Annotated in this window: 30 protein-coding genes; 21 read left to right on the forward strand and 9 right to left on the reverse strand. The window is 37.5% G+C overall.

Annotated features, from left to right (window positions below; all coding sequences use genetic code 11):
• The first annotated feature begins 4 nt into the window (after positions 1 to 4).
• Together BTO11_RS05745 and murA are read left to right on the forward strand one after the other, a co-directional pair.
• Positions 5 to 262, forward strand: coding sequence for a BolA family protein (locus BTO11_RS05745; protein WP_105051704.1), 258 nt, complete (start codon positions 5 to 7; stop codon positions 260 to 262).
• Positions 263 to 279: 17 nt separating this feature from the next.
• Positions 280 to 1,539, forward strand: coding sequence for a UDP-N-acetylglucosamine 1-carboxyvinyltransferase (gene murA / locus BTO11_RS05750; RefSeq protein WP_105051705.1), 1,260 nt, complete (start codon positions 280 to 282; stop codon positions 1,537 to 1,539).
• Positions 1,540 to 1,583: 44 nt separating this feature from the next.
• On the opposite strand, the gene BTO11_RS05755 is transcribed toward murA, so the two are convergent.
• From BTO11_RS05755 to BTO11_RS05765, 3 genes are all read right to left on the reverse strand, one after another.
• Positions 1,584 to 2,654, reverse strand: a complete 1,071-nt coding sequence (locus tag BTO11_RS05755; protein WP_229793344.1) for a S1C family serine protease — start codon at positions 2,652 to 2,654, stop codon at positions 1,584 to 1,586.
• A gap of 115 nt (positions 2,655 to 2,769) precedes the next feature.
• Positions 2,770 to 4,152, reverse strand: a complete 1,383-nt coding sequence (locus BTO11_RS05760) for a Do family serine endopeptidase (RefSeq protein WP_105051706.1) — start codon at positions 4,150 to 4,152, stop codon at positions 2,770 to 2,772.
• A 134-nt stretch (positions 4,153 to 4,286) separates the two neighbouring features.
• Positions 4,287 to 4,718 carry a ZapG family protein gene (locus BTO11_RS05765; RefSeq protein ID WP_105051707.1) on the reverse strand — a complete coding sequence of 144 codons (432 nt, stop codon included), beginning with the start codon at positions 4,716 to 4,718 and terminating at the stop codon, positions 4,287 to 4,289.
• 217 nt (positions 4,719 to 4,935) lie between these two features.
• Here BTO11_RS05765 and zapE point away from each other — a divergent pair, with 217 nt between their 5' ends.
• From zapE to BTO11_RS05810, 9 genes are all read left to right on the forward strand, one after another.
• Positions 4,936 to 6,051 (forward strand): cell division protein ZapE, encoded by a 1,116-nt coding sequence (zapE, locus tag BTO11_RS05770; RefSeq protein WP_105051708.1) that lies wholly within the window; start codon positions 4,936 to 4,938, stop codon positions 6,049 to 6,051.
• A gap of 296 nt (positions 6,052 to 6,347) precedes the next feature.
• A complete protein-coding gene (gene rplM, locus BTO11_RS05775; RefSeq protein WP_105051709.1) occupies positions 6,348 to 6,776 on the forward strand; it encodes a 50S ribosomal protein L13 in 429 nt (142 codons plus the stop codon).
• A 12-nt stretch (positions 6,777 to 6,788) separates the two neighbouring features.
• Complete coding sequence (gene rpsI / locus BTO11_RS05780; protein ID WP_105051710.1) at positions 6,789 to 7,181, forward strand: 30S ribosomal protein S9; 393 nt, start codon at positions 6,789 to 6,791, stop codon at positions 7,179 to 7,181.
• Between the two features lie 264 nt (positions 7,182 to 7,445).
• A complete protein-coding gene (gene petA, locus BTO11_RS05785; protein ID WP_105051711.1) occupies positions 7,446 to 8,042 on the forward strand; it encodes a ubiquinol-cytochrome c reductase iron-sulfur subunit in 597 nt (198 codons plus the stop codon).
• Positions 8,042 to 9,310, forward strand: a complete 1,269-nt coding sequence (locus BTO11_RS05790) for a cytochrome b (protein WP_105051712.1) — start codon at positions 8,042 to 8,044, stop codon at positions 9,308 to 9,310. The genes petA and BTO11_RS05790 overlap by 1 nt, the downstream gene beginning before the upstream one ends.
• Positions 9,310 to 10,068, forward strand: a complete 759-nt coding sequence (locus BTO11_RS05795) for a cytochrome c1 (RefSeq protein ID WP_105051713.1) — start codon at positions 9,310 to 9,312, stop codon at positions 10,066 to 10,068. Before BTO11_RS05790 ends, BTO11_RS05795 begins: the two co-directional genes overlap by 1 nt.
• 123 nt (positions 10,069 to 10,191) lie before the next feature.
• The gene (gene sspA, locus BTO11_RS05800) at positions 10,192 to 10,815 is read left to right on the forward strand and encodes a stringent starvation protein SspA (protein ID WP_105051714.1); all 624 of its coding nucleotides are present in this window, start codon (positions 10,192 to 10,194) and stop codon (positions 10,813 to 10,815) included.
• A 27-nt stretch (positions 10,816 to 10,842) separates the two neighbouring features.
• Positions 10,843 to 11,301, forward strand: coding sequence for a ClpXP protease specificity-enhancing factor (locus tag BTO11_RS05805; protein WP_105051715.1), 459 nt, complete (start codon positions 10,843 to 10,845; stop codon positions 11,299 to 11,301).
• A gap of 533 nt (positions 11,302 to 11,834) precedes the next feature.
• A complete protein-coding gene (locus tag BTO11_RS05810; RefSeq protein WP_105051716.1) occupies positions 11,835 to 12,071 on the forward strand; it encodes a helix-turn-helix domain-containing protein in 237 nt (78 codons plus the stop codon).
• Positions 12,072 to 12,103: 32 nt separating this feature from the next.
• Here BTO11_RS05810 and BTO11_RS05815 read toward each other — a convergent pair whose 3' ends face one another.
• From BTO11_RS05815 to BTO11_RS05835, 5 genes are all read right to left on the reverse strand, one after another.
• On the reverse strand, positions 12,104 to 13,438 hold the full coding sequence (locus BTO11_RS05815) for an AmpG family muropeptide MFS transporter (protein ID WP_219846457.1): 1,335 nt from the start codon (positions 13,436 to 13,438) through the stop codon (positions 12,104 to 12,106).
• A 64-nt stretch (positions 13,439 to 13,502) separates the two neighbouring features.
• On the reverse strand, positions 13,503 to 13,826 hold the full coding sequence (locus BTO11_RS05820; RefSeq protein ID WP_105051717.1) for a hypothetical protein: 324 nt from the start codon (positions 13,824 to 13,826) through the stop codon (positions 13,503 to 13,505).
• A 96-nt stretch (positions 13,827 to 13,922) separates the two neighbouring features.
• Positions 13,923 to 14,519, reverse strand: coding sequence for a peptidylprolyl isomerase (locus BTO11_RS05825; RefSeq protein ID WP_105051718.1), 597 nt, complete (start codon positions 14,517 to 14,519; stop codon positions 13,923 to 13,925).
• A 44-nt stretch (positions 14,520 to 14,563) separates the two neighbouring features.
• Positions 14,564 to 15,088: a YajG family lipoprotein gene (locus tag BTO11_RS05830; protein WP_105051719.1), complete on the reverse strand. Its 525-nt coding sequence runs from the start codon at positions 15,086 to 15,088 to the stop codon at positions 14,564 to 14,566.
• A 2-nt stretch (positions 15,089 to 15,090) separates the two neighbouring features.
• Positions 15,091 to 16,242, reverse strand: a complete 1,152-nt coding sequence (locus BTO11_RS05835; RefSeq protein WP_105051720.1) for a methyltransferase — start codon at positions 16,240 to 16,242, stop codon at positions 15,091 to 15,093.
• Between the two features lie 73 nt (positions 16,243 to 16,315).
• Between BTO11_RS05835 and BTO11_RS05840 the strand changes: the two genes are divergently transcribed.
• Together BTO11_RS05840 and BTO11_RS05845 are read left to right on the forward strand one after the other, a co-directional pair.
• A complete protein-coding gene (locus tag BTO11_RS05840; protein ID WP_181135852.1) occupies positions 16,316 to 16,936 on the forward strand; it encodes an alpha-ketoglutarate-dependent dioxygenase AlkB family protein in 621 nt (206 codons plus the stop codon).
• A 70-nt stretch (positions 16,937 to 17,006) separates the two neighbouring features.
• Positions 17,007 to 17,345 (forward strand): BolA family protein, encoded by a 339-nt coding sequence (locus tag BTO11_RS05845; protein WP_105051722.1) that lies wholly within the window; start codon positions 17,007 to 17,009, stop codon positions 17,343 to 17,345.
• A 66-nt stretch (positions 17,346 to 17,411) separates the two neighbouring features.
• Here the strand turns inward: BTO11_RS05845 and BTO11_RS05850 are convergent, their stop codons facing one another.
• A complete protein-coding gene (locus BTO11_RS05850) occupies positions 17,412 to 17,864 on the reverse strand; it encodes a hypothetical protein (protein WP_105051723.1) in 453 nt (150 codons plus the stop codon).
• A gap of 595 nt (positions 17,865 to 18,459) precedes the next feature.
• Here BTO11_RS05850 and fabV point away from each other — a divergent pair.
• The 8 genes from fabV (at position 18,460) to BTO11_RS05890 (ending at position 26,848) form a co-directional block, all read left to right on the forward strand.
• Positions 18,460 to 19,650, forward strand: coding sequence for an enoyl-ACP reductase FabV (gene fabV / locus BTO11_RS05855; RefSeq protein ID WP_105051724.1), 1,191 nt, complete (start codon positions 18,460 to 18,462; stop codon positions 19,648 to 19,650).
• 289 nt (positions 19,651 to 19,939) lie between these two features.
• Positions 19,940 to 21,280 (forward strand): Na(+)-translocating NADH-quinone reductase subunit A, encoded by a 1,341-nt coding sequence (locus BTO11_RS05860; RefSeq protein WP_105051725.1) that lies wholly within the window; start codon positions 19,940 to 19,942, stop codon positions 21,278 to 21,280.
• Between the two features lie 2 nt (positions 21,281 to 21,282).
• Entirely contained in the window at positions 21,283 to 22,485 is a 1,203-nt protein-coding gene (locus tag BTO11_RS05865) for an NADH:ubiquinone reductase (Na(+)-transporting) subunit B (protein ID WP_105051726.1), read from the forward strand.
• A complete protein-coding gene (locus tag BTO11_RS05870; RefSeq protein WP_105051727.1) occupies positions 22,478 to 23,269 on the forward strand; it encodes a Na(+)-translocating NADH-quinone reductase subunit C in 792 nt (263 codons plus the stop codon). The genes BTO11_RS05865 and BTO11_RS05870 overlap by 8 nt, the downstream gene beginning before the upstream one ends.
• Positions 23,269 to 23,892, forward strand: coding sequence for an NADH:ubiquinone reductase (Na(+)-transporting) subunit D (locus tag BTO11_RS05875; protein ID WP_105051728.1), 624 nt, complete (start codon positions 23,269 to 23,271; stop codon positions 23,890 to 23,892). Before BTO11_RS05870 ends, BTO11_RS05875 begins: the two co-directional genes overlap by 1 nt.
• A gap of 5 nt (positions 23,893 to 23,897) precedes the next feature.
• Positions 23,898 to 24,521 (forward strand): NADH:ubiquinone reductase (Na(+)-transporting) subunit E, encoded by a 624-nt coding sequence (gene nqrE / locus BTO11_RS05880; RefSeq protein WP_105051729.1) that lies wholly within the window; start codon positions 23,898 to 23,900, stop codon positions 24,519 to 24,521.
• Positions 24,522 to 24,590: 69 nt separating this feature from the next.
• A complete protein-coding gene (nqrF, locus tag BTO11_RS05885; protein ID WP_105051730.1) occupies positions 24,591 to 25,814 on the forward strand; it encodes an NADH:ubiquinone reductase (Na(+)-transporting) subunit F in 1,224 nt (407 codons plus the stop codon).
• Positions 25,815 to 25,822: 8 nt separating this feature from the next.
• Positions 25,823 to 26,848: an FAD:protein FMN transferase gene (locus tag BTO11_RS05890; protein WP_181135853.1), complete on the forward strand. Its 1,026-nt coding sequence runs from the start codon at positions 25,823 to 25,825 to the stop codon at positions 26,846 to 26,848.
• Positions 26,849 to 26,860 lie beyond the last annotated feature (12 nt).

Genomic DNA, 26,860 nt, shown 5'->3' on the forward strand with positions numbered 1-26,860 from the left:
AGTAATGGAATTAAGAGAAATCGAAGAAAAATTAACCAAAGAGTTAGATCTTGACGAGGTCATGGTTAAATCTGATGGTTCTCATTTTCAAATAACTGCTGTTGGGACTTGTTTTGAAGAGCTATCTCGCGTAAAACAACAACAATTAGTCTTAAAACTCCTTTCTGGTTATATAGCCGATGGCAGCATGCATGCCGTTAGTGTTAAAGCTTATACCCCGAAAGCGTGGGCTAGAGACAAAAAATTACAACTACTTTCCTAAGAAAAAATTAAGAGATTATGGAAAAATTGCTTATAGAAGGTGGCCAAGCTTTATCAGGCTCGGTTATTATTTCTGGCGCTAAAAATGCAGCGCTACCTATTTTGATTAGTTCGATTCTAACTGCAGAACAATGCACTTATACTAATGTTCCTAAATTACAAGATATTGGTATTACATGCCAACTTCTAGAACAATTTGGTACTGAGGTTTCCGCTAATGGAAATGAAGTGGTCATTAATGCAGGAACAATTAATTCTACTGTTGCTCCATACGATTTAGTAAATCGTATGCGAGCGTCTATTTTAGTATTAGGCCCTTTGTTAGCTCGTTTTGGTCATGCTGAAGTATCTTTGCCTGGTGGTTGTGCTATTGGTGCACGTCCTGTCGATTTACATATCGAAGGTTTGAAGAAATTAGGCGCAGAAATCACTGTGGAAGCTGGATACGTTAACGCTAAAGTTAATGGTCGCTTAAAAGGTAATCGTATTTATATGAGCACCGTAAGTGTAGGCGCTACAGAAAACTTAATGATGGCAGCTGCATTAGCTGACGGTACAACCGTTATTGAAAATGCGGCGCGCGAACCTGAGATTGTTGATTTAGCTAACTGTTTAAATAAAATGGGTGCCAAAGTTACTGGCGCAGGAAGTAACAACATTGAAATTGAAGGTGTTGAAACTTTACATGGTTGTGAACATTCAATCATGCCTGACCGTATTGAAACTGGAACTTTCTTAGTTGCAGCTGCGGTAACTGGTGGTGAAATCACTTGTTTAAATACCGATTACCATTTAGTTGAACCTGTCGTTGAAAAATTACGTGATGCGAATGCATTAGTGACATGGGATGAAAATTCAATTCACTTAGATATGCGCGGCAGAGAATTAAAAGCTGTAAATATCAAAACGTTACCTCATCCAGGTTTTCCTACCGACATGCAAGCCCAGTTTACTATGTTAAATGTAGTGGCTGATGGTGTTGGCACAATTACAGAAACTATTTTTGAAAATCGTTTTATGCATGTGCCTGAGCTTCGTCGTATGGGAGCTACTATACAACTTGAAGGTAACACTGCTATTTGTCCTGCTAAGAATAAATTGATGGGCGCTCAGGTTGTTTCAACAGACCTTAGAGCATCTGCTAGTTTAGTTATTGCTGGATTGGTTGCAGAAGGGACAACTCAACTTGATGAGGTTTATCATATCGACCGTGGATATGAAGAAATTGAGAAGAAGTTAGTTGGACTTGGCGCTAAGATCACAAGAATAAAGAACTAGAAACTTCTCAAGTTTCTATCTTTATTCTCTAAGAAATCGGCAATCTAATTGCCGATTTCTAATTTACCTACCTGAACATCCTTATTAATAATCTCTCTATCTCTTGATAAACTAATCTGAATGTAAGCACCCGGTTTGGTATTTTCAATTATCGTTAATAATTCTTGAAAGCTAACTAACTGTTTACCGTTAATCGCTAACATAATATCCCCTGAGCGCAATCCGCCTTTCCAAGCAGGTCCAAACGGGTCAACATTAGTAATTTTAATACCGGCAATCGATTCTACTGAACTTCTAACTGCGACACCGGCTTGATTAATTGCAGAACCATCAAGGCCTAAGTAACCACGAGTTACTTCACCATCAGCGAGTAGGCGGTCAGTTATATGTTTTGCTAACTTATACGGGATAGCAAAAAAGATCCCTTGAATATCTCTTTGAGCTTTTGCGGTATTGATACCAACCAACATGCCTCTTGAATTGACAAGTGCACCACCAGAACTACCTAAATTAATAGCCGCATCCATTTGAATGTAATCAGTGTGGCTCGACTGGTTATTAGCTAGACCTTTTTTCTCGGTGGCACTAATGATCCCTTGCGTGATCGTTTGTCCTAAATTCAGCGGATTACCGATTGCTAATACAATGTCACCAACTTGCGCTTCTAAACCAGGTTCTTGTGGAATAGCCGGTAAATTATTGGCGTCAATTTTCAATAAGGCAAGGTCTGTAACCTGATCTAATCCTATAACTTCAGCACTAAATTGTCGGCCATCTTGCAGTAATACCATTATTAGTTCAGCGTTATCGACTACATGATAGTTTGTTAAAATATGTCCGTTGCTAGTCATTAATACACCAGAACCTAAATCGTTCAGTTCCTGATGTTGACCTACTGTATTTCTAGTGTTGACTACAGAATATACATTAACCACAGAAGGAGCCGCTTGTTTTACCGCGAAAGCAAAAGACATGGCTTCTGGGCGGATAACGTTGTCAGTAAACTTAGTTAATCCCATTTTTTCGCGCAATGATGGTGTGAGTATAATCACTAGTAGCGCCAAGGCTAAGCCATAGGCAATGGCATTAAATATATGTTTAATAGTAAAATTCACTTGGCGTCCAAACTAGTAATTGACGTTATATTAACTATTGAGTTGTTAATAAAATAAAGTCATAAAAAAACCTACAATGGTGTCCATTGTAGGTTCTTATTGTTTTAATTTCTATTTATCTTATTAATATATAAAGAGAACTGTTACCTCTGACAACATTAAATGCTAATACATCTTTGGTTTTAGGTAATATATCGCGTAATGCGCCAACACTAGTTAATCGGCTGCGGTTAACTGCAATGATAACATCACCTTTTTTAAAGCCTCTCATTGCTGCAGGAGAACGCTCATCAAGCTCGGTGATCTCTACGCCTTCATCACCACGTGCTGTTTTTCCGTTAGCCAGCTTGGCACCTTTTAACGATGGATGAATACTTTCCGCTGTAATAGCAGGCTTATCAGCTGAGCCTAATGTAACGGTAAGAGTCACTTCATCCCCATCACGTAAAGCAGTTAATTCGACTTCTTTGCCAGCGCCTTTGGTCGCCACTTTGCTTTTTAGCTCATCAAATGATTTGATTTTATTACCATTTACATGAGTAATAATATCACCTATTTTCAAACCACCTTTAGCCGCTGATGAGTCAGGGACTACTTCTGCAACAAATGCACCTTGGGCAACATCAACGCCAAATGATTTGGCCATTCCAGCATCAAAGTTAGAACCGGAAATGCCTAAGACACCACGTTTAACCTCACCATATTCTATAATTTGGCTCATTAAGTTATTCATCATTTCTGATGGAATTGCAAAACCAATACCTACGTTACCGCCACTAGGTGCAATAATTGCGGTATTTATGCCAACCAATTCACCTTTTAAATTAACGAGTGCACCACCTGAGTTGCCGCTGTTGATAGCTGCATCCGTTTGAATGAAATCTTCCAGACCTTGGTTTTGTCCCATTAAGCCAGAACGCCCTTTGGCACTGATAATTCCAGATGTAACCGTTTGACCTAATCCAAATGGATTACCTATTGCTACAACAAAATCACCAACTCTAGCTTTATCTGAATTGGCTATGGTTATTTCTTCAAGATTATCCGGCTCAATTTTTAATACTGCGATATCACTTTCTTCGTCGCCACCAAGTTTTGTTGCTTCAAATTCACGGCCATCTTTTAATTTGATCATGATTTTATTTGCATCATTGATGACATGGTAGTTAGTAACAATATAACCTTTGTCTTTATCTATGATGACGCCAGAGCCCATACCTTTAAATGGTCGTTCTTGGGTTCTGGGAGTGTTGTTACGATTACCAAAGAAGTATTGAAAAGGGTCGACATTGGTTTTGATTTCTTTGTTACCTTCTACTGCAACAGTCACAACTGCTGGGGTTACTCGATCTAACATAGGCGCTAGAGAGGGCACTTCCTGCTTAGTAGATGAAAATGGGAATGCTGCATTGGCATTTGGTGATATTGCCAGAGTTGCAATAACAAATGCAGAGATAGCGGTTAATTTTATGATTTGAGATTTAACAGAAACTGTCATTTATTTCGTACTCCTTAAAGTGTTAATTGAACAGACAGGTTGAATTAAATTTAGTTCAGCAAATTTACATTTTGTTACTTATTTATGTTGCGGCAATGAGTATTGGAAACTCATTGCCATAATAATGAATTAGGTTAGTCGTCACTCTTTTGAGGTGTGTTAGAACCTTTAAATACACCAGATGCAGAACCAGAATAATCTAATGGTTGATTATCGATATTGGATTCTTCTTTCGGCTTTCTATGGGCTTTAGATAAAATGTTAGTCGCTTCTTTTGAAAAGAATGGAAATGCAGGTGGTTGCTTTTCATCTTCAAGAATATGCTCAGCATCTTCAATTTGATTATCTATATGCTTCGACATTTCATGTAAATTTGTTGCAACTGAACGGAACGCAGCTAAGTTGTCTTGCCAATTTTGTTTTAGTTGCGCATTTTCTTGCTGGCAATTACTTAATGCTTCTTTAGCTTGTAATGAACCTGATGCCATTCGTGTTCTTAAGATCATAATGCCAATGCCGACAACAACCCCTAAAGCAAACACCATAATATCAATTACTGTTTCCATAAATATTCCTTAAAAATAGAAGGCTTAAAATCCCCGTGGATATTATTTGCCACTACTAGTTACCTTAAGCATAAATGATCATTGGCCTGTTACCCAATAACAAATTAACTTAATTGATAATAAAATTATTTAAATATCAATTGGTAATTGGGCACTTAGCTTGCCCATGTTATTATTTATTAATTGGGACTTATTTTAAAATTTAAATAGTAAACTTATGCCAAACACTATAAATCCATTAACGCCGTGGCAACAATACCAAAAAGACTTGCTTAAATCAGATTTTCAATACGATGCAGATCAAGAGAATGCGGTAAAGAACTTACAGCGTTTATACGATGATTTCATTCAAGCGTCGAATAATAAGCCGTCTTTTATAAGTAAGTTATTTAACAAAAATATAAATGCAACAGCCAAGGTCCAGGGGATTTACTTTTGGGGCGGCGTTGGTCGCGGTAAAACATATTTAGTTGATACCTTTTTTGACTGTTTGCCTACTGAAAAGAAATTGAGAATTCACTTCCACCGCTTTATGCATAAAGTGCATGATGAAATGAATAAACTTAACGGTGTTGAAGACCCATTAAAACGAGTAGCAAAAATATTTGCCGCTGAAACTTCAATTATCTGTTTTGACGAGTTTTTTGTTTCTGACATTACCGACGCAATGATATTGGGTACTTTACTAGAAGAGTTATTTAAGCTGGGCGTTGTGTTTGTGACTACATCAAACATAGTGCCAGATGACTTATACAAAAATGGTTTACAACGAGCTCGTTTTTTACCGGCTATTGCTTTATTAAAGAAACATTGCGATGTCGTAAACGTAGACTCAGGTGTTGATTACCGATTAAGAACATTGGAAAAAGCAGAGATTTATCATTTTCCATGTGATGAACAAGCAGACCTTAATATCCAGTCTTACTTCCAACAGCTATCGCCAGAAGAAAGTCTACAGAATTCCAATATAGAAATAGAAGGGCGCTCTATCGCCACCAGAGAAGTTGCTGATGGTGTGGTTTGGTTTGATTTTAATGCCATCTGCGAAAGCGCCCGTTCACAATTGGATTATATGGAGATAAGTCGAATTTATCATTCGGTATTATTATCTAACGTGAAGCAAATGAGCCGTGCTAATGATGATGCCGCAAGACGTTTTATTGCTATGGTAGACGAATTTTATGAACGTAAGGTGAAGTTGATTATTACTGCACAAGCGGAACTTGAACAGTTATATACCGATGGTACTTTAGTCTTTGAATTTAAACGTTGCATTAGTCGCTTACAAGAAATGCAAAGTAAGGAATACTTAGCTGAGCCTCATATTCCTTAGTGTTTATGGATAAATTCTACGTGTATGTGCAGTTATTTAATCAGCTTATTTCAAGTCTGAAATAGATGATTTTAAAAGCTGTTTTTGTTTTCTTTTATCTTTATTTTCTATTTGTACAATTTTTAGATGATCTTTCATTTTAAGTCTGTATAATGCCGCGCCTACCCACCGTTACTAACCTTTGCATTAGCCTGCAAATGGTTAAGCACTCGAAGGGGTGCGAATGAATTGGGGTGGTTTGATATCAACTGATACAAACTACTGGCTTAAACTTATTTTATTGTTAGGTTCATATAATGAAAACCTTTACTGCAACACCATCAACAATCACTCGTGATTGGTACGTTGTGGACGCTGAGGGCAAAACCCTTGGTCGTATCGCGACAGAAATTGCACTACGTTTACGTGGTAAGCATAAACCTGAGTACACTCCGCACATGGATACTGGTGACTACATCATCGTTATCAACGCTGAGAAAGTAACCGTTACTGGCAACAAAGGCCAAGGTAAAATTTACTACTCACACTCTGGTTACCCAGGTGGTATTAAAGATATAAACTTTGATGACTTACAAGCTAAAAAGCCTGAAATGATCATCGAAAAAGCAGTTAAAGGCATGTTGCCGCGTGGTCCATTAGGACGTGCAATGTTCCGTAAGCTTAAAGTATACAAAGGCGCAGAGCATTCACATGCTGCTCAGCAACCTCAAGTATTAGATATTTAAGGAACATAAGACATGGCTGATACTCAATATTATGGAACTGGTCGTCGTAAGAGCTCTACTGCTCGTGTATTTTTACGTCCAGGTACAGGCAACATCGTAATTAACAAACGCACAATTGAAGACTTCTTTAGTCGTGAAACTGCTCGTATGGTTGTTCGTCAACCTTTAGAGTTAGTTGAAGTTCTAGAGAAATTTGACCTTTACATCACTGTTACAGGTGGTGGTACTACTGGTCAAGCTGGCGCAATTCGTCACGGAATTACGCGTGCATTAATGCAATTTGACGAATCACTTCGTCCAGCTCTACGTAAAGCGGGTTATGTAACTCGTGATGCTCGTAAAGTTGAACGTAAGAAAGTTGGTCTACATAAAGCACGTAAACGTCCTCAGTTCTCAAAACGTTAATTCTGTTTTACAAACTGTTTCGAAAAAGTCCGCTCTGCGGACTTTTTTTTTGCTTTTTAAAAAGTAATTTAAGTGTAAATAATGACCGACTTAGCGAAGAGATTTGTTAATTGTCACTTTTTTATTTCTTAATGACTATATTGCCTTGTTTTGTATAGGGCTTTTTCGGTAGAATCCTCTACAATAACAAAAATGTAAGAGTTCGTTACCTAGTCTTTAGTAATTCTTACATGCTTATTAATCCTTAATCGCGGAGAATATTGGATGAGCAATGCGCCTGTAGACAATAGTCGTCGTCGTTTCCTTACTGCAGCAACCACAGTGGTTGGTGGTGCAGGAGCGGTAGCGGTGGCAGTACCCTTCATTGCTTCATGGAACCCAAGTGCTAGAGCAAAATCGGCAGGGGCCCCAGTTGAAGTAGATATTACAAAGCTTGAGCTTGGTCAATTGATCAGAGTTGAATGGCGCGGTAAACCTGTTTGGGTTGTATACCGTACTCCAAAGATGCTTGAACAACTTGGCCAAATTGGGGATAGATTGTTAGACCCTGAATCATCTGAAGAAAAACAGCAACCAAGTTACGCTCAAAACATGACTCGCTCTTCACGTGAAGAGATTCTAGTTGCTGTTGGTATTTGTACACATTTAGGTTGTTCTCCAACATATATCTCTGAAGGTTATGAGGAAATAGTTGAAGGCGTGAGTTCTGGCTTCCATTGTCCTTGTCATGGCTCTAAGTTCGACTTAGCAGGACGTGTGTTTAAAGGCGTTCCAGCTGGCTTAAACTTACAGATACCTCCTTATTATTATATTGACGATACCACTATATTAATTGGTAAAGATAAAGAAGGAGCTGCGTAATGTTTAAAACTATTGTTGATTGGATTGATGCTCGCATCCCAATGACGCGTGTGTATAACATGCACATGGCGCAGTACCCTGCACCTAAGAATATGAACTTTTGGTATGTATTTGGCTTTTTAGCCACAATCGTATTAGTAAACCAAATCTTAACTGGTGTTTGGTTAACGATGAGTTACGTACCATCTGCTGAAGGCGCTTTTGCTTCTGTAGAATATATTATGCGTGATGTGGAATATGGCTGGGTTATTCGCTATATGCACTCAACTGGCGCATCAGCCTTCTTTGTTGTCGTTTATCTTCATATGTTCCGCGGTATGATGTACGGCTCTTACCAAAAGCCTCGTGAGTTACTGTGGTTGTTTGGCATGTTTATTTATCTTGCACTAATGGCTGAAGCCTTCATGGGGTATTTATTACCATGGGGACAAATGTCTTATTGGGGCGCTCAGGTTATTATTTCATTATTTGGTGCAATCCCATTTGTTGGTGATGACTTAGCACTTTGGATACGTGGTGATTATGTTGTATCTGGTGCGACACTAAATCGTTTCTTTGCATTACATGTAATTGCATTGCCACTAGTGATTGTTATTTTAGTATTCTTACACATTGTTGCTTTACATGAAGTTGGGTCAAACAACCCAGATGGCGTTGATGTAAAACGTAAAAAAGGAACTGTGGCAGAAGAAGATAAAACTAAATTTGAATTCCACGAATACTATACATCTAAGAAAGATATATTAAATGACGTAGTGCCTTTCTTCCCTCATATGGTATTAAAAGACTTAATGGCATTTGGCGTATTCATTTTCTTATTCTGTTACGTAATGTTCTTTAACCCAGACTTTAATGGGAAATTTATTGAGCACGCTAACTTTGAAACTGCTAACCCATTGAAAACGCCTGAACATGTTTTCCCTGTTTGGTACTTCACGCCTTTCTATGCAATCTTGAAAGCAGTACCTCACAAACTAATGGGTGTTATTGCCATGTTTGGTGCAATCATCTTGTTAGCATTATTACCTTGGATAGATCGCGGTAAAGTTCGCTCTGTTCGCTATCGTTGTGGTTTACACAAAGTAAACTTATGGGTATTTGCAATATCGTTTATTGCTTTAGGATACTTTGGCGGCACGCCAGCCACAGCAGCATCAGATATACTTGCACCTGTATTTACTGTTTTATATTTTGCATTCTTTGTTGCCTTATGGATTTACAGCAAAAATGAAAATACTAAACCATTGCCTGATAGGATCACTAAATAATGAAAAAGCTAATTTGTACATTTGGATTATTTGTTGGTTTAGTGTCATCTGCAGCGTTTGCATCAAGCGGTGGTGGTTTACCATTCCACGCTGATGTAGACCTAACAGACAAAGCATCTTTGCAACGTGGGGCTAAATTATTCATGAATTACTGCTCTGGTTGTCACCAGATGCAGTATCAACGTTATGAACGTACGTTCAACGATTTAGGTATTCCATTAGACGCAGGGTTAGAGAACCTTATCTTTACTAAGAATACTAAAGTTGGCGCTCATATTAAGAACGCTATGCCAGAAAAAAGTGCAGCTAAATGGTTTGGTGCAACACCACCTGATTTAACCTTAGAGTCTCGTTTACGCGGTGCTGATTGGATTTATAGCTACTTAAAGTCTTTCTATGTTGACCCTTCACGTCCATTTGGCGTGAACAATACAGTATTTAAAGATGTTGGTATGCCTCATGTTTTACAAGAACTACAGGGCGTTCCTCACAAAGAAGAGCATTTTGAAGAGCAACTAATCGACGGTGAGCTTCAACGTGTATCGTTAGGTGAGCGAATTGTTGTTGATGGTTCTGGTGAATTGAGTGAAGACGAATACGACCGTGCAGCGTTAGATATTACTAACTTCATGGTTTACGTTGGTGAGCCAATGATCTTAGAGCGTCAAAGCTTAGGCTGGAAAGCTCTATTATACTGTTTCATATTTTTTGTTTTAGCGGTACTCCTTAAGAAAGAGTTCTGGAAAGACGTAAAATAGAATAAAACAATATCTCAGTTAACAGAGGTAATCCTAGCTAGATGTTTCTGTTGACTGTATACTGCACTTATTAAAGAAAGGGGTATTTAGCCCCTTTTTTGATTCAAGATTTCGGAGAGTTAAATGGCGGTTTCGGCAAACAAAAGAGCGGTAATGACTTTATTTTCAGGTGCTAACGATATGTATAGTCACCAAGTACGTATTGTCTTGGCGGAAAAAGGAGTTAACGTTGATATTAATTACGTAACGCCTGACAACATGCCTGAAGATCTATATGAAGTTAATCCTTACGGTAACGTACCTACGTTAATTGACCGTGAGTTAGGTTTGTATAGAGCAAATATAATTAATGAATATTTAGACGAACGTTTCCCTCATCCGCCACTAATGCCAGTATATCCGGTAGCTCGTGGTCGTTGTCGTTTAATGATGGACCGTATCGAAAACGATTGGTATTCATTAACTCGTAAAATTGAAGATGGTGACGAAGATGCACGTCAAGAGTTAAAAGAAAGCATACTTTCTATTTCTCCTGTATTTGCAGAACAACCATATTTTATGAGCGATGAGTTCAGTTTAGTTGATTGTTATTTAGCTCCATTATTATGGCGTTTACCAGCTTGGGGAATCGAGCTTGAAGGTGCTGCAGCTAAAGAAATTAAAACATATATGCTACGTGTATTTGAACGTGAATCATTCCAAGCGTCATTAACAGACCTTGAGAAAGATATCCACGCAACTTACTAAGCCTATATTATGTCAGAGACTATAAACATGAGTTCAAACCGCCCTTATTTATTAAAGGCGTTTTATGATTGGATTTTAGATAACGAATGTACTCCGTACATCGTTGTTGAAGCCGATATGCCTCATGTTGCAGTACCACAGCAAACAGTAAAAGATGGCCAAGTCGTATTAAATATTAGTCCATCTGCAGTGCAATTATTCAATATGGATAAACAGCAAATTACTTTTTCTGCTCGGTTTGGTGGTGTTCCTTTTGAAGTGTATATCCCTATTTATGCAATAAGTGCGATATACGCTCAAGAGAATGGTGCTGGTACTATGTTCCCACCAGAAGAATTTGAATTAGAAGATGTTGATTTTGAGTTGGAAGATGATAATTCATCTCATATCTCAGTAGTAGAGTCCACGTCTGAAAAAACAATTTCTGAAGATGACAAAAAACAGAATAAAGCTAAAAAAGGGTCACATCTTTCCATTGTGAAATGAATGTAGTCTCTGGTTAGTTTAAAAAAATCCGCCTCAGTTTTGATGGCGGATTTTTTTTATCTATAACTTCAATAATTATCTTCTGCTCACAATATTTTCCAGCTTAAATTAATTCCTATTTTCTGTACAAATTTACACAAAAAAGGGAATTAACTACTATGATTAAGCAAGTACATTAAGCTGTAAAATATGATCGCGACCAAAGATAGTCCAATTATGTAAAGAAACCCTTTTTTACCTTGTTCTATGGACCAGTTGTTTTGGTGTAAATATAACCACCAACAGATACACAATAGTGTAGGGATAAGGAAGAAAAACTTAAGCATAAAAACTCAAATGATTTATTAGGTTGTTTTATCATATCGAAGACTTGATGTATTCGCCACGATAAAAGTAAATTCGTTTAGCACAGTCGCCAGTATTTGTAATTAATCACCGGCGCACTCTGCGCTATAACTCTTTACCATCTTATGTTAAAAAGTTGTAATAATTAAAAGTTAACTTATTGGAGTTGTATTTTGGGAGTATCTACTATGATGGGCAAGTCAGTCTCGTCGGAAGAAAATAATGTTTTAATGGCTTGGTTGAAAGCAAAACGTAAAGAGAAAGGACATACAATGAGAACGCTTTCGTTAATTATTGGAACGCCTCACTCATTCATTGGGAAGGTTGAGAATCAAGAACGTCGTCTTGATATAGTAGAATATTTACGCTACTGCAAAGCGTTGGAAGTTGATCCACTTGAAGGTTTAAAGTTGATATTAAATTGATCAACAATAAACCAACGTATAAAATGGCACGCTTAAGCGTGCCATTTTTGTTTCATGAGGTACAAAATAGCAACAACCGTAGGCAAGCCGAGAATCGCTGTCATTGAGAAGAAGTAAGTATAACCTAACGACTCTAACCACACGCCCGAAAACCCACCTAAAAACTTAGGGAATAGCAACATAGCAGAACTTAAAAATGCATATTGTGTTGCCGTAAATTCTTTAGATGCTAACGACGATAAAAAAGCAATGAACGCTGTTGTTGCTAAACCTGCACTTAAGTTATCAACGGATATTACTGTGTATAGCAAAGTTAAATTGTAATCAGACTGAGATAAAAAGATAAATAAGATATTGGTCAATGCCGATAATATTGAACCGATAAGCAGTATTTTTAAAACGCCATATTTGTTCACTAGACTTCCAGCTAACAAAGCCCCTGTGAGCGTCATTATAAGCCCGTAAGTTTTTGAGGCGAGTGCAATGTCAGATTTGGTGTAACCCATGTCTACGTAGAATACATTTGCCATTACGCCCATTACAATATCGGATATTCGATACGTTGCTATTAATATAATAAGCACAACAGCATGCCATTTATAGCGTGATACGATTTCTAATAATGGCGTAACGTAAGCCTCTCTTAACATCAGAATAAAACTGATGGGACTTGTTGCTGTGGATTTTTTATTATCTTCAGATTTAAGGCTAACATCTGGCTCTGGAGATAATAAAGTAGTTAGTAAGCCAACGCCCATTAACAAGGCCATTATCAAATACGCTTTTTGCCATGCAAAGTAATCATAGGTGGTACTTGTTTCAAAAGTTGCAGCTAATAATAAAACACCTGCTGAGGCAACAATCATCGCAAAGCGATAACCTATCTGGTAAGTCGCAGCCATAGCAGCTTGCTGTTTATCATCACCTGACTCAATTCTAAAAGCGTCGATCACTATATCTTGTGTTGCAGAAAAGAATGCCACTGCGATTGCCGCTAAAGGTACGTAGTATAAGTTTATTTGCGGGTTGATCATTGCCATCGAACCTATGCTTATGATTAAGCAAACTTGTGTAAGCAGTAACCAGCTTCGTCTGCGGCCTAGTAAGCGGCTGATAATGGGTAATGGTACTTTGTCCACTGCTGGTGACCATATCCACTTAAAACCATAAGCCAAAGCAGCCCAGCTCATATAACCAATGGTTGCTCTATCTATCCCAGCCTCTCTAAGCCAAAAAGACAAACTAGAAAAAACTAATAAGATAGGTAGGCCAGCTGAAAACCCTAGAAAAAATAAACGAATGACACTTCGTTCTAAATAGACAGAAAAGGTGGATGAAATTGCAGTTTTAATAGAAAGTAATGACAAAAAAAATCAGCCTGTTAGAAAACTAAAGGCTGATTGTTTATAACATTTCATCAGAGGTCAAGTATTAAGGACGAACACCAGAACAAAAATCAGGATATATACCGTCGCCTCTTAAAAAATCGATACAGGAATCAACTTCTGACTTCAGAACAGGGCATGTTCTGATCTCTTTTGGATTCCAGAAAGTTATCTGGTACAACAAATACCAAAATGCACTTTCCATAGGTGATACTTTCAAGGTAGCTGGTTGAAATTGCGACCACTCCTCAATCGTATCCCAACAATACAAATCTACTTCCGTTGATGGAATGATCCCATCAACTAAAGCTGAAGCATAGTTGGTTAATTGAAATGCTTTTTTACTAATGAACCGCTGAGCGTCTACCACACTCCCTCCCTAGTTTTATTATAATTAAAGGGAAAAACACTTCTGTATGTCGTTTGTAACCCTACATACGTTAAGACTCATTATAGTCAGATATTACTATTCGGCCAATATTTGCACTTTAATAATGACTATTTTTTTTGTTGGAAAGCTTGGCCAACCTAGCTCTGGAGAGATATCTGTTTCAATTCCCTCAAGTTTTTCCAATACATCTTCGCCTTGAATAATGCTACCAAAAACCGTATATCCCCAGTTTCTGCCTGGATTTAAACTGTCATTATCTGCTAAATTGAAGAAAAATTGGCTTGTTGCTGAATGTGGTGTGTATTGTCTAGCCATTGATAAGGAGAACTGATCATTTTTAACACCATTACCTGATTCATTCACAATTTGAGGAAACTCTTCAACACTTTCCATTTTGGAGGTGTAGCCACCACCTTGTAGAACAAAATTATGCTCTAATCTATGAAATATAGTGTCCTCATATCGTTTAGCATCTACATAACTTAAAAAGTTATCTACAGTAATAGGTGCTTTCATTCTATCCAGTTCAACGGTTATGTTTCCTATAGAGGTAACAAACAAAACTTTAGGAAACAAATTATTAGGCTGAATGTACTGACCTGTAGGTTGCACAGCCGCTTGGCCATCAAACGTAAATAGACTGAGCATTAGAGTAAGTAACAAACGTTTCATATTATTAACCAAAGTTAGTTAGAACTGGATTGGCTACTCAAAAGCTATTTAAAAATAGCTTGAGTAAATTCAGGATCATTTAAGCTTTTTTCTAGTAACACAGTTGCTAGTTTGTTTAAATGACGCTCTACAATTGTATTGTCAGCTGAAAGAGGGCCTTCTTCTGCCATAGTCGTTTGATATGACTTAGTCCAAGTACCTTTATTCGACTCTAATTTAAGCTCCCATTCCAATACCGATTCCATGCTGAATGACATAGTTTCTTGTTTTATGAAGCTACCAAAAGAAAGTAGGTTAACGGTTAATACTTTAGTACCGTTTTGATTCGTTTCTATTGAATTAGATAACCAATCTTGCATAACGCTAACGAGATCTTTAGTCAAAGGTAAGCTTTCACCGTTAATAACGGCTAGCGCTTTGTTAGTTCTTTGATCATTAAATTCAATGCTTTTAACACCCATAAATTGTTTGTTTATAGTTTGTTCAGGTGCTATTACAACAGGCTTTGCTTTATTTGCACAAGCGTAAACATTAGATATAAGGACAAGTATAAGTAATTTTTTAAACATGACTATTTAGGCTCCAAATGGTTAGTACATTTATAAATGGTAAATTTAGTGTTTTTTCTATGAACCTTAAATCCACCAAAGATATTTTTCAAATGATATGAATAATGCAGGTGATTATTCGCCACTACAAATATTTTCCCACCATTTTTAAGCATCTCTCTGGCTTGAGTGAACATTTGCAGTGCAATATGTTCAGTAATGGTATTGTGCTGATGGAAAGGAGGGTTACACAAGATTAAATCTAATGACTGAGGCTCTTCACCCGTTAAGCAATCTGTTGCAGTAAATTCGCACTGTTCAAGTTGTGTTTCAAATTGCTCTGCTACATTTAATCTTGCTGAATCTACAGCCATAAATGACTCATCAAGAAATTTTACATTGATGTCAATGTTACGTTCTTTTGCTTGATGAAGAGCTGAAAGGCCAATTAAGCCATTACCACAACCTAAGTCGACGATTATCTGGTTTCTTGTTAATTCAGGTAAATTTTCAGCTAGGAAGCGACCACCAATATCTATTTGTTCTTTACTGTATACGTTTGCGTGCGACTTAACATCGAGAGCTTTCTCTGGCCAAGCAACCGTTACTGGGTATTTACTTTCAGGTACTTGCATTGAGTTATCGTGCTCAGCAAATATAAGACGACTTTTCTTTTTAGCCAAACTCGTTGTTACATTTTTTAAGTACTTCTCAAATAAAGCTAAAACACCTTTAGTAACTAACGTTGTTTTACCAGTTGCAATAATTTGGCAAGGTTCGGCTAGTTGGCTTATTTGACCAAGTTGATACTCTAGAAAACCCATGTTTTTAGTTAGTCTAAGGATAACTGTTTTAGACTCAGGTAACTTTTCTAAGCTATCTAATAATTTAGGTGCGGTAAGTTCATTAGCTTCACAGTTTTGTAAAATGGCTTGCTGACTTACATAAGAGTCAGTTACTACCGTTGGTGATAAATGATTAAGAGCGACAGCTAATGCGCCAAAATTGTCATTTAAAATAAGTAAACCGTCTGTGCTTACTTCGTCATTAGCGAGTAAATGTTCTACCACTAACTCATCAGCACTATCCCAAGCCTGTAAAGATTTGTCATGTTGCCCTTTAGGGAAACGAAACAAGTCATATTGCTTGTCGATTATTTGCCATTGTACGTTCATATTTTACTCGCCGTTTAGTGAAGAACTAATTATCATTACCCTATTGTCCCATTCCCAAGCAGCGAAGTAAATTTTGCAATTCGATTTATTTGAATTAGATGACGAAATAACCGATAAAACCTTAGATTTACCTCCAGGTTTTACATATGTACCTAATTTCGTCAAAGAAAAAGCCGCAGATGATGCTTTTGAGTACTTATTTTATAATCTTACTTGGCAGCAACCTCGTCTTGAAGTTTATGGAAAATTACATTTAGTGCCTCGATTGCAATGTTGGATGGGCGATATCGGCATGCATTATCAATATAGTGGTAAATTGTTCAAAGCGGTTGATTGGGATCCATATGTATTAGACGTTAAAACTCAAGTAGAAAAGCTGGTTGGGAAAACGTTCAACTCTGCATTGGTTAATTTATACCGAGACGGTAATGATAAAATGGGCTGGCACGCTGATGATGAAAAAGAACTTGGTCCTTCACCTGCAGTGGTGACGGTTAGTTTTGGTGCTCAAAGAAGTTTTCAAGTTAAGCACAATAATTTGGGCGAAACCATCAACCTGGAGTTAGGACATGGCAGTTTACTGTTAATGAAACCTGGCGTACAGGCCAGTTATAAACATGCAGTTCCGGCAAGAAAAAAAGTAACGCAAGGTCGAATTAGTTTAACCTTTCGTAATATATTACAAAGTGATTAATGTAATCTTTGTTATTCATGGAGTGCTTAATTGGTTACCATAAACAAAGATCAACAAGATAAGATTTAATATGAAAATTCAAACACAAATTACAGACAAACTAAACGCTCAGTTTTCGCCAACTCATTTAACGGTAGAAAATGAAAGTTCGCAACATAACGTGCCAAAAGGCAGTGAATCACATTTTAAAGTAGTTGTAGTATCTAATGAATTTGCTGGGAAGCGATTGATCCAACGACATAGACTTGTCAATGGGTGTTTAGCGGATGAATTAGCAAATCATATTCATGCTTTGGCTATTCATACTTATACGGTCGAAGAGTGGAGCTTACAATTTGCAGCACCTGATTCCCCCAATTGTTTAGGGGGAAGCAAAGGTGATGAAACTATGAAATCTAAACTTAATTAATTTGTAATTAAGTTACACAAAAATGTGGCTTTTTGATAAGTCGTGTTTTTGTGTTGGAGCTGTAAATTAAGAGTTTTTGAATTTACGTGCAAATGACTCTATACGTAAACCGTTACAAGTAAGGAACTTAGCTTCTAATCCACCTAAGTTGATTGCTTTTCTCATGCCTTCTTTTGCTGCAACAGCACAGATTTGGCTTTCTTCAGTGTTATCTACTGTTTTAAATTCATAAGAAACTGTATTTGTTAATTCAGCAGGAGCGCTTGCAACTTCAGTGTATTTCTTTGCAAATTGACGGATAGACATACCATTACATTTTGTAGTAATGAATTCTACTTCACTAAATAAAGCTGAGTTTTTAGCGATTTTTCTAGCTTCATAATATCCATTTGTTGCTGCAGATAAACATATTTCTGTTGCATCAGTTTTATCTAATGCGACAAATTTGTAATCAGCTTCAGCTGCAAACGTTTGTGAACTAACTAGTGTTAAAAGTGCTGCTGTAAATAAGTTTTTCATAATAAATCACCTTGTTTATATATTAAGTTTTTGAATCTGTTACTAGAGTAAATATTCTAATGTAGAGTAATTATACTAATTAATTCCGTATTGTAAATACAATTATGTAATTAAATTACATAATTAATGGTGGTTTTTATGTGTTTTGATTGTTTTTGTAATTAAGTTACATTTTTATGACAAGGTTACTTAATGATTTTATTGGTAATTTGCTTTAATTGACGCTCTTGGGTATAAAAACGCAGTAGATTAAAAATAATTATATTTAAGCTGTTTTAATGGCTTATCTATCTATAAATGAGATGTAGATAGGCAATTATTACCTGTGAATACTCATTTTTACCTTTGAAAGGGGGATTTATGTATTACGTAATTAATGACTACGCATATATGTGGGGGTTAATGTTGCTAACAATCGTTAGAAATAATGGTTTATTGCTTTTCTAGAAAGAGAAGTCTTGTGGTATAGCTGCGTTTACTACGTATTACTTATAAATGAAGATATTTATTTAGGAAGTCTGATCTGTTTTTGAGCGGAAGGGTAGTAGACTCTGCGCAATTATTTATTTAACGTTTTTTTAGACAGGATTTAAACATGGTTATTAAACCAAAGGTTCGTGGATTTATTTGTACTAATGCTCATCCAGCAGGCTGTGCTGAAAGTGTTAACCGTCAGATTGCGTATGTAAAACAAAATGACTTTGCAGAAGATGGTCCAAAAAATGTATTGGTTATTGGTGCCTCAACGGGTTATGGCTTAGCGTCTCGTATTGTTTCTACTTTTGGGCACGGAGCTAATACGTTAGGTATTTTCTTTGAAAAGCCAGGAACCGAAAAGAAGACAGGTTCAGCGGGTTGGTATAATACGGTAGCATTTGAAAATGCAGCTGAAGAAGCTGGTATTTATTCTAAACATATTAACGGTGATGCGTTTTCTACTGAAATTAAACAAAAGACAATTGAAACCATAAAAGCAGATATGGGTAAAATTGATCTGGTTATATATTCTTTGGCATCGCCAAGAAGAACAGACCCAGTTACTGGTGAAGTATATTCTTCAACCTTAAAACCTATTGGTAATCCAGTTACGACTAAGAACTTGAATACGTCTAAACGTGTGATTGATGAAGTATCAGTGGAAGCTGCCAATCAAGATGAAATTGATAATACAATTAAAGTCATGGGCGGTGAAGATTGGGAACTTTGGATTAATGCGCTAAAAGATGCAGATGTATTAGCAAATGATTTCAAAACCACAGCTTATACCTATATAGGTAAAAAACTAACTTGGCCTATTTATGGTCATGCAACTATTGGTAAAGCTAAAGAAGACTTAGACCGTGCGGTAACGTCTATTAAAAAATCGACTGCTAATTTAAACGGCTCAGCTTATGTATCTTCACTAAATGCAGTCGTGACTCAAGCAAGTTCTGCTATTCCAATTATGCCTCTATATATATCGGCTTTATTTAAAGTGATGAAGCAAGATGGTACTTATGAAGGTGTAATTGAACAAATTACCGCTTTGTTTAAAGAAAACTTGTTTAACGACAGCCCAAGATTGGATGCTGGCGGTCACTTATTCCAAAACTATAAAGAACTTGAAGAAGACGTTCAGTCAAGAGTTCAAGCTGTTTGGGATGCAGTCGATACGGATACAATTGACGAACTAACAGATTATAAAGGCTACCATCAAGAGTTTTTACATTTGTTTGGTTTTGATTATGACAATGTAGATTATGATGCGGACGCAAACCCTGACGTAGCTCTAAATAATCTAGTTTAATTGTTAGCAAAAATAATAAAAAACCGAATGATTCCGTAGTTTCATTCGGTTTTTGTTTTTCTGCTACTTATATTTGTCAGTTAGTTGAATAAAATATGCCCAACTATTAGAGTCTTGGCCATATTTTTTAAAATTTAAGTTGGTCAGAAAGGGGGGTTAGGTGCTACACTTTCGGGCTAACGTGGAAGTAACATTTTTTTACGAATTAATTTTTATGAATATTTGCGGAGCTATGATTTCGCGAATTTTTTAAAATCTATATCTTTCAACTTAAACAGTGCATATGCGTATGATCAACATAAAAAAAGGATTGGACCTTCCTATTGAGGGAGCTCCACAACAAGCCATCCATGATGGCCCAACAGTTAAAACTGTTGCTACGCTTGGTGAAGAATACCACGGCATGCGTCCGACGATGTATGTTAAGGTAGGAGACAGCGTTAAAAAAGGTCAGGTTATTTTTGAAGATAAAAAGAACCCTGGCGTTAAATACTCTGCTTCCGCTTCTGGCGTAATCAAAGAAGTTAATCGTGGTGAAAAACGAGTACTTCAATCTGTTGTGATTGAAGTGGCTGGTGATGAGCAAATTATGTTTGCAAAACACGAAGCTAATGCGATTTCATCTCTTTCTCGTGAAGCAGTTGCTGAGCAACTTGTTGAATCAGGACAATGGGTTGCATTGCGCACTCGTCCATTCGATAAAGTACCAGCGGTTGGTTCTACTCCAGTATCGATTTTTGTTAATGCTATGGATACCAATCCATTAGCGGCTGACCCTGCAGTAATTATTGCTGAACAACAAGACGCGTTTAACGCAGGTCTTGCGGTTTTAGCTCAATTAACTGACGGAAAAGTGAATGTAGCAAAAGCGGCTGGTTCTTCTGTTCAAGCTTCTGGCGATAAAGTTGCTGTACATGAATTTGCGGGTAAACACCCAGCAGGTTTAGTTGGTACACATATTCACTTTATTGATCCTGTATCTGCGACTAAAAAAGTTTGGCATATTAACTACCAAGAAGTTATTGCTTACGGGCAATTATTCTTAACTGGTGAAGTTTATAACCAACGTGTTATTTCTTTAGCTGGCCCTGTAGTTAAAAATCCTCGTTTAGTTCGTACTGTTTTAGGTGCATCTACCGCTGATTTAACATCTGGCGAGTTAGAAGATGGTGAAAATCGTATCGTTTCTGGTTCAGTATTATCTGGTTCAGTTGCAATGGGTGTTCACGGTTACTTACATCGTTATAGCTTACAAATTTCAGTATTAGCCGAAGGCCGTGAAAAAGAATTTTTAGGTTGGGCTGTGCCTGGTTCTAAAAAATTCTCAATTACACGTACTTTCTTAGGCCACTTATCTCCTAAAAAGTTATTCAACATGACGACAACGACCAATGGTTCAGATCGTTCAATGGTGCCAATTGGTAACTATGAACGCATTATGCCATTAGATGTTTTGCCAACTTTATTACTAAGAGACCTTATCTCTGGTGATACAGACTCTGCGCAAACATTAGGTTGTTTGGAATTAGGTGAAGAAGATTTAGCACTTTGTTCATTTGTTTGCCCAGGTAAATATGAATACGGTTCAATTCTTCGTGATTGCCTAACGACGATTGAAAAAGAGGGTTAGTCATGGGTCTTAAGAGTTATTTAGAAAAAATAGAACCTAATTTTGAACCAGGTGGAAAATACGAAAAATGGTATGCACTGTATGAAGCAGCAGCAACTATTTTTTATACTCCAGGTTTAGTAAATAAAGGCCAAACACACGTACGTGATAGTGTTGATTTAAAACGTATCATGATCATGGTTTGGTTAGCATTGTTTCCTGCAATGTTTTTTGGGATGTTTAACGTTGGTCATCAAGCAGTAGATGCTTTGATTGCTGGTTACTCAGTACCAGACACATGGCAAGTTAGCTTATTTAGCCTGTTTGGTAGTGAATTAACCGCCGAGGCTGGTTGGGCTACTAAAATGTGGTACGGCGCATGTTTCTTCTTACCTATCTACCTAACAGTATTTCTTGTTGGTGGGTTTTGGGAAGTTATCTTTGCTTCTGTACGTAAACATGAAGTTAATGAAGGTTTCTTCGTTACCTCAATCTTGTTTGCATTAATTCTTCCTTCTACAATTCCATTATGGCAAGCCGCATTAGGTATTACATTTGGTGTTGTTATTGCTAAAGAAATCTTTGGTGGTACTGGTCGTAACTTCTTAAACCCAGCCCTTGCTGGTCGTGCTTTCCTATTCTTTGCTTATCCTGCTGAAATTTCAGGTGATGCGGTATGGGTTGCTGCGGATGCTTTCTCTGGCGCGACTATGTTAAGTCAAGGCGTTGCTGGCTCAATTGATTACAATAATGTGGCGTTATGGACTGAAGCGTTCTACGGTTTCATTGCTGGTTCAGTTGGTGAAGTATCGTCATTAGCATTATTAATTGGTGGTCTGTTCATTATCTATCTTCGTATAGCGTCGTGGAGAATTGTTGCTGGTGTATTCGCCGGTACAATAATCACTTCTACTATATTCAACATGGTTGGTAGTGACACTAATGCAATGTTTGCTATGCCTTGGTTCTGGCATGTAGTACTTGGTGGTTGGGCAATTGGTGCCTTCTTTATGGCAACTGACCCAGTATCAGCATCATTTACTAACAAAGGTAAATTCTATTACGGCTTATTAATCGGCTTAATGGTTGTGTTAGTTCGTGTTGTTAACCCTGCTTTCCCAGAAGGTATGATGTTAGCTATATTATTCGCTAATTTGTTTGCTCCTTTGTTCGACTACTTTGTTGTACAAGGCAATATTAAACGGAGGCTTGCTCGTAATGTCTAATTCTAAAGAAACGTTTGGCAAAACGGTTGGTTTCGTATTTATCGTTTGTGTTGTTTGTGCAATTTTAGTTTCGTTTTCTGCAGTTCAGTTAAAACCACTGCAAGTTGCGAATAAACTATTAGACCAACAAACTAAAATCTTAGAAGCATCTAAATTGTTAGAAGCTTCAGGTAAAGATCCTAAAAGCATCGTTGCTACGTTTAATAAATACGTAGAAGCTAAAATGATTGATTTAGCCTCTGGTGAGTTTATTGAAGGTAATCCGGTTTTATTTGATGAACGTCGTAATGCACGTGACTCAGAAAAATCAGAGAAACTTGAAAATGACCCTGCAGGTATTAATCGTCAATCACATGATGCAGTTGTTTACTTAGTACATGATGATGCTGGTGTCGTTAAGACAATTGTTTTACCTATCGTAGGTTCTGGTTTATGGGACTTAATGTATGGTTACGTTGGCCTTGAAGCTGACTTAAATACAATTCGCAGTGTTGTTTACTCTGATCATAAAGAAACTCCAGGATTGGGCGCAGAAGTTATGAACCCTAAATGGAAAGCGTTATGGCCGGGTAAAAAAGTATACAACGAAGCTGGCGAGCCTGTTGTTAAACTTGTAAAAGGTGGTGCTAAAGCAGACGACATCCATGGTGTTGATGCATTATCAGGTGCTACGCTAACAAGTAACGGCGTAACTCGTACACTTCAGTTCTGGTTTAGTGAACAAGGTTACGGTCCTTTCATCGCTAAGTACCGCGCAGCAAACTCTAATGGAGGGATGAAATAATGTCTTCAGATGCTAAAAAAGTATTAACGAGTCCTATCGTTGACAATAACCCGATTGCATTACAAGTATTAGGTATTTGTTCTGCTCTTGCGGTTACAAGTTCGATGGCTAACGCTATTGTTATGAGTCTTGCGGTTATTTTGGTAACGGCATTCTCAAACTTGTTCATCTCTATGATCCGCAACTTTATACCTTCAAGTGTACGTATTATCGTGCAAATGGCGATTATCGCGTCATTGGTAATCGTTGTTGACCAAGTGTTAAAAGCTTTCTCTTACCAGTTATCTAAAGAATTATCGGTATTTGTTGGTTTGATTATCACTAACTGTATCGTAATGGGGCGTGCCGAAGCTTTTGCTATGAAAGAAAAGCCGGTTGTTAGTTTCCTTGATGGTATTGGTAACGGTTTAGGTTATGGCGCTATCTTGGTTACAGTTGCATTTTTCCGTGAACTATTTGGTTTTGGTACCTTGTTTGGTATTGAGATCCTTCCGTTAATTCAAAACGACGGTTGGTATCAAGCAAACGGTTTATTGGTATTGCCATTTAGCTCTTTCTTCATCATTGGTTTGATCATCTGGGCTATCCGTCAGTGGAAACCAGAGCAAGTAGAGAAGGACTAAATTAGATGGAACATTATTTAAGTTTATTAATTAAAACGATTTTCATTGAGAATATCGCCTTATCGTTTTTCCTAGGTATGTGTACTTTCTTAGCTGTGTCTAAGAAAGTAAGTACAGCCATTGGTCTTGGTGTTGCCGTTATTGCGGTACTTGGTCTAGCAGTTCCTGCTAACCAAATCATCTACCAAAGCATTTTAGCGCCAGGTGCGTTAGATAGCGTAATGGGAATTACAGATCCAGCCAAGTCAATTGACCTAAGCTTCTTATCATTCATTACATTTATCGGTGTTATTGCGGCATTGGTACAAATTCTTGAAATGATTTTAGATAAGTACTTTCCTCCTTTATACAATGCGTTAGGTATCTTCCTTCCATTAATAACAGTTAACTGTGCAATATTTGGTGCTGTTTCTTTTATGGTTGCGAAAAACTTAACTCTTGGTGAAAGTGTGGTTTACGGTATCGGTTCTGGTATCGGCTGGGCGCTTGCTATCGTATTGCTAGCAGGTATTCGTGAGAAGATGAAATATTCAGACGTGCCAGCTGGCTTAAAAGGTTTGGGTATTACGTTTATTACTGCAGGATTGATGGCGTTTGGCTTTCTTTCTTTCGGTGGTATCTCTCTGTAAGGTTAATGTCGGTTTTAAGAGTCATTTATTGAGTCTTAAAACCCTTAGATAGAATTAAAGGAAAAGTCGATGGAAATCATTCTCGGCGTATCGATGTTTACCGCAATAGTATTAGTTTTGGTATTAGTGATCTTATTCGCTAAGTCGAAGTTAGTATCTTCAGGTGATGTCACAATTTCAATCAACGGTGAAGCTGATAAGACAGTTGTTGCTTCAGCCGGTGGTAAATTATTAAACGTGTTGGCTGATAAAGGTATTTTCATTCCTTCAGCTTGTGGCGGCGGTGGTACTTGTGGCCAATGTCGTGTACATGTTCATTCTGGTGGTGGTGATATTTTACCTACCGAAGAAGGACACATCACGAAGAAAGAAGCGAAAGAAGGTTGTCGTTTATCTTGTCAGGTTGCTGTTAAGCAAGACATGGATATCGAATTAGAGCCTGAAATTTTTGGTGTTAAACAGTGGGAATGTGAAGTTATCTCTAACGATAACAAAGCAACCTTCATCAAAGAGCTTAAGCTTCAAATACCAAATGGCGAGTCTGTTCCATTCCGTGCCGGTGGTTATATTCAAATCGAAGCGCCTGCTTATGAACTTAAGTATTCAGATTTTGATATTGATGAGCAATACCGTGGCGACTGGAATCACTTTGGTTTCTTTGATGTTGAAGCGAAAGTTGACGAACCAACTATTCGTGCATACTCAATGGCTAACTATCCAGAAGAAGAAGGCATTATTATGCTGAACGTGCGTATCGCTACGCCGCCTCCTGGAAGATTGCATTTACCTGCGGGTAAAATGTCATCGTATATCTTTAACCTTAAAGCGGGTGACAAGGTAACGATTTCTGGTCCATTTGGTGAGTTCTTTGCTAAAGATACTGATGCTGAAATGGTATTTGTTGGTGGTGGTGCTGGTATGGCTCCAATGCGTTCTCATATCTTTGACCAATTAAAACGTTTGAAAACAAATCGTAAAATGAGCTTCTGGTACGGCGCTCGTTCATTACGTGAAATGTTTTATGAAGATGATTACAACATGTTGGCTGCTGAAAATGACAACTTTGAATGGCATGTAGCACTTTCTGATCCTCAACCTGAGGACAACTGGGAAGGTTACACTGGCTTTATTCATAACGTGTTATTTGAGAACTACTTGCGTGATCATGAAGCACCAGAAGATTGTGAGTTCTACATGTGTGGTCCTCCAATGATGAATGCTGCCGTCGTTAACATGCTTAAAGATTTAGGTGTTGAAGACGAGAATATCTTACTAGATGACTTTGGTGGATAATCAAAGTTATGCCTAAGAAGATATTAGGACAAATCTGGCTAGCCCTTATGGGGCTGGCCTTTTTGGTTTCTTGCACTCAAGAAACTAAAGTCGAACCTATTTTGCTGCAAGGCAAAACAATGGGCACAACCTATAATATTAAAATAGTCACTACTGACTCTTTTGACCCTGCCCAATTACAATCTCAAATAGACGCTCTGTTAGTACAAGTTAACCAAGAAATGTCGACTTATATACCAGATTCTGAACTTTCTCTTTTTAATTCGTCTAAGTCATTAGAAGCTATTGAAATTTCTGATGGACTTAAGCGTGTTGTTAAAGAAGCAATTAGATTAGGTAAATTAAGCAACGGGAAATTAGATGTCACCGTTGGGCCTTTGGTTAATCTATGGGGTTTTGGACCAGAACACCGTCCAGATGTTATTCCAACCGATGAAGTTCTTAATGCGACTAAAAAGCGTATTGGATTAGATAAACTGTCACTTAACGGTAACCTGTTATCTAAATCAATTCCTGATTTGTATGTTGATTTGTCGACTATCGCAAAAGGTTATGGTGTTGATGTCGTTGCTGACTTTATTGAAAGCCAAGGCTTTGTTAATTACTTAGTTGAGATTGGCGGCGAGATGAGGTTAAAAGGTACTAAGGCCGGTGGAGAAGCTTGGCACGTTGCAATTGAAAAACCAGTAGATAATGAAAGAAAAATTCAGCAAATCATTGTGCCAAACGACAATGCGGTTGCCACCTCGGGTGATTATCGAATTTACTTTGAAGACAATGGTGTGCGTTACTCTCATATTATCGACCCTCATACAGGTAAGCCGATTAATCATAAACTGGTGTCTGTTACCGTGATCCATCCTTCATCTATGACTGCGGATGGTTTATCAACAGCGATGATGGTGATGGGACCAGAGCAAGCTTATGAATTTGCTAAGCAGCATAATTTAGCGGTTTATTTAATTTCAAAAACCGATGATGGCTTTAAAGAGCAAGCAACGGTACAATTTGAACAATTTTTAAAGAAAAAATAGTAAACCAAAAGT

The sequence above is a fragment of the Psychrosphaera saromensis genome, from assembly GCF_002954545.1.
In the GTDB taxonomy this organism is placed as follows: Bacteria; Pseudomonadota; Gammaproteobacteria; order Enterobacterales; family Alteromonadaceae; genus Psychrosphaera; species Psychrosphaera saromensis.